This window comes from Bradyrhizobium jicamae (genome assembly GCF_001440395.1).
GTDB classification, from domain to species: Bacteria; Pseudomonadota; Alphaproteobacteria; order Rhizobiales; family Xanthobacteraceae; genus Bradyrhizobium; species Bradyrhizobium jicamae.
Genome location: NZ_LLXZ01000090.1, coordinates 1 through 3381, shown reverse-complemented (window position 1 = coordinate 3381; position 3381 = coordinate 1). Strand labels below are relative to the sequence as shown.

At 58.9% G+C, this 3381-nt stretch carries 3 protein-coding genes and 1 pseudogene; 3 read left to right on the top strand and 1 reads right to left on the bottom strand.

The window, feature by feature from the left end:
* The first annotated feature begins 234 nt into the window (after nt 1-234).
* From CQ12_RS14225 to CQ12_RS14215, 3 genes and pseudogenes are all read left to right on the top strand, one after another.
* Nucleotides 235-468 carry a hypothetical protein gene (locus CQ12_RS14225; protein WP_157088207.1) on the top strand — a complete coding sequence of 78 codons (234 nt, stop codon included), beginning with the start codon at nt 235-237 and terminating at the stop codon, nt 466-468.
* 257 nt (nt 469-725) lie between these two features.
* A pseudogene (locus CQ12_RS47675) lies at nt 726-866 on the top strand (IS5/IS1182 family transposase); the annotation flags it as partial.
* Nucleotides 867-1065: 199 nt separating this feature from the next.
* Nucleotides 1066-1572: an NUDIX domain-containing protein gene (locus tag CQ12_RS14215; RefSeq protein ID WP_057835932.1), complete on the top strand. Its 507-nt coding sequence runs from the start codon at nt 1066-1068 to the stop codon at nt 1570-1572.
* 346 nt (nt 1573-1918) lie between these two features.
* Here the strand turns inward: CQ12_RS14215 and CQ12_RS14210 are convergent.
* A partial coding sequence (locus CQ12_RS14210; protein WP_057835931.1) for a winged helix-turn-helix domain-containing tetratricopeptide repeat protein occupies nt 1919-3381 on the bottom strand: 1463 nt, incomplete at its 5' end.

Here is a 3381-nt window from a genome sequence, read left to right as displayed (position 1 = left end):
GCCACTGACGCGGTTCGCCGCAATCTCCCTCAGGTTGATCTCCGTCGTGTAAAGGCAGAGCGCGAACTTCGTTCCGAGGAGATCGCTAAGGCCGGACTACGGTACCGGGAAGTGAAACTTGCTGCGAAGGGTCGCCGTGCGGAACATCAGTAGGCAAGACAGCTTAGCTTGTGTCCCTTGCGGACATACTGCCCATGGGCCCGTCGCAAGTCCTCTTCATGCGGCGGGCCTTCAATGAGCGATTTTAACACCAATGAGATGGAAATCTTCGACGAGTCGTTAGACATCGCCTTGAGCGTCCTCCTCCGCAACCAAGAACTGAGAAGCTTCGATGAAGCCACCCATTTCCTCGCGAAAGAAATCGCCGAGCTGATGTGCCAGGGTGAGAGAAACGTACTCCTCCTCTCGAACTTCGCGCTGGATGCCTACCGCCTCAAGCCCAAAGTATATCTGCGTCTCGTTCAGTAATCGGTCCCGACCCGCCCCTCCGCTATCTGGACTCCGAACCGTGGTCGTTCCGCCGACGCCCGCGCATGACTTCAGCTTCGGGTCATTTTCGGACCTCGGTTCAGTCCTGAGCGAGGTCCGCTTCCCCACCGAACAGACTTCGATGCCCGCGAACACCAGGTCAGCAAAGGGTCGATTTTGTTGCAAAAGTCGGTTGAGACAGGTCGCGAAGCGTGATTCCGTTGTGTTGACGCGATTCTCGGTGAGGTCGATCCATGATGGGCCGTCTGAAGAGTGACCAAGGTCAACTGTTCTACGAGTTTCGTCTTGGCGATGCGGTCCCCGAAGATCATCTGGTGCGGAAGATCGACACTGCTCTCGATCTGTCCTGGCTCCGCAGCGAACTTGCACCCCATTATTGGCTAAAAACAGACTCATGCGCTGCCGCAAGCAGGTCCTATTCGATCCCCTGGTCGGCTCGCAGCAATATGGAGGTGGGAATCGTTCGAATGTCGACGGCTCGGCGTCAGGGGCACGACAAGATGTAGCTGGGACAACGAGCCCCAGTGCCGGCGAAAAGCTGTCCTTCTTACCGGCAAAGGTAGTAGAGGTTGATCCATGTCAGACCTTGGACAAGCTCGACGTTCCACGCTTCTCGATGCTGCCTGGCGGACAGCATACCGCGTCGGTTTCCCGCTTGCCCGCATCTGGTGGCGACTGCGGCACCAGCAGCATGAGGGGGCGCTTGTGGCTGTCTACGTCGGTCACGCGCTACTGCTGGTGCGCTCGTCGTATAGGATCGAGTGGAACTTCCCCGGCGGCACTGTCCGGCAGGGTGAGACGCCTGAAGTAGCGGCTCGGCGCGAGCTGGCAGAAGAGATCGGCCTCGCCGGAGCATTCCCGCTGGTCGCCGTGAGCGACGCCTGGGGCCTCTGGGACGGGCGAAAAGATAAAGTGCATTTTTTTGAACTACGACTGGATCGGCTGCCCGAGTTACAGCTCGACAACCGCGAGATCATCGGCGCACGGCTGATATCGCCGAGTGAGTTGCGCGACATGGCGCTGACCGGGCCGGTCGCCGTCTATCTCGACAGGACGATTCCGGTGGGCTGCCGTTCAGAGTGACCGCGCAACGCTACTGCAATGTTCACGATCCTTGAAGGCTGAAAGCTTCCGACCGACGCGAGCGGATGGCGACCGACGGTGCGAATGTCAATGGCACGGCTTGAGAGCGACAACCATACACTACCACATCATTTGCATGAGGGGCTGTGTTGTGCGTCACGGCAAAGATTGGCCGCCCATGTCTGAATCGGGTCACAAGCCGACGCTCGGGGCCATGCGAGCTTGGTCCGCTCCACCCCGGAAAGCAGACGTCGGTGAACCGATCTGCCATGTCGGCCAAGGGCCATAACCGGACTCATGCGCCGCAGCAGAGTGCCGCCATTCGATCACCTCATTGGATGGAGAGCTACTCGGGCAATCCCGCTTTCCGAAGGCCCTCAATCAACAGCTTCGAGTTTGATTTCCCACCCCGAGCGATCCATCCGGATATCGTGAAGGCGGGATCGAGCTCAAGCACACGCGCCGCCGCCTCACGCGCTTCAGCGTCACGATCGAGATGGGCGAAAGCGGACGCGAGACAGCGGTAACTTGGTAAATGGGAGGGGTTCTGACGTTGGGCTTTCTTCCCTGCGACGATGGCCTCGTCAAAGCGACCAAGCTCAATAAGGGCCATCCCAATGCCTTCAAACGTCAAGTGTGCTACCGGGCTCAACCGGATGGCGCGTTCAAAGCTGCGGACCGCTTCTTCTGGCAGCCCTGCAACTCTATAGACATGGCCTCTGTTGTGCCATGTGATCCATGAATTTGGGTTGAGCGCGACCGCCCGGTCAGCCATTTCGATCTCGGCTTCACTATCGCCGACCATGAACGCCGAGATTATTGCAGCCGTTGCTAACAGGTCCGGATCACCATCATCGATGCTCAATGCCGATCGAAAAAGCCGAACTGCTTCCTTGCGGTCGAACTGGGGATCAAGGGAGTAGCCAAGAAGGACGTTTCGCATGTGACAGGCACCTGCCAAGGCAGCGGCCTCAGCGAACCAGGGGTCAAGCTTCAACGCCCGGCGGAGCAGCCAAAGTGCCTCGGCCAACCCATCGCGGGTAGACAGATAGAACTGCTGCGTGGCTTGGAGAAAAAGATCATAGGCCGTGAGGTTTTCCGGTCGCCGCCGCGTCGCCAGTTCGATCTCTGTTTGAAGCATCTTTGGCTGAATAGCCGAGACAACCGCGGCTGTCACTTCGTCCTGAAGAGCAAAAACGTCAGTCAGGTCACGCTCAAACCTGTCCGCCCAGAGGTGCGCGCCCGTCACGGCATCGATCAACTGCCCTGCGATGCGAACCTTCTCTGCCGACTTGCGCACTGATCCCTCAAGGACATAGCGCACGCCGAGCCTGCGTCCGACCTCCCTGACATCGGCGGCCTTGCCTTTGAACGTAAAGCACGAATTGCGGGCGATCACGAACAACCATTTGAAACGCGAGAGCGCGCTTATGATTTCTTCAACCATCCCGTCCGCGAAGTATTCCTGCTCGGGATCGCCGCTCATGTTCTCGAATGGCAGCACGGCGATGGAAGGCTTGTCGGGGAGCGCAAGAGCGCTCTCGGGCGCATCGCGCGGATTTGGGTCTGCAACTTCTCGCGTCTCCCGCACCTGTCCGACGAAACGGAAGCCCTTGCGCGGAAGCGTCTTGATGAGGCGCTGCTCCTCACCGGTATCGCCGATGGCAGCGCGAACAGCGTTCAGGCGGGTCGTAAGCGCAGCATCGGACACAATGCGACCATTCCAGATGGCGCCGATGAGATCGTCCTTGGTGACGACACGCTCCCGGTGACGGATCAGATAATCAAGGAGATCAAACACCTGTGGGG

Excerpts from the sequence above, each read along its gene's own strand:
- CQ12_RS14225 (WP_157088207.1), top strand. The coding sequence starts at position 235 with ATGAGCGATTTTAACACCAATGAGATGGAAATCTTCGACGAGTCGTTA.
- CQ12_RS14215 (WP_057835932.1), top strand. The coding sequence starts at position 1,066 with ATGTCAGACCTTGGACAAGCTCGACGTTCCACGCTTCTCGATGCTGCC.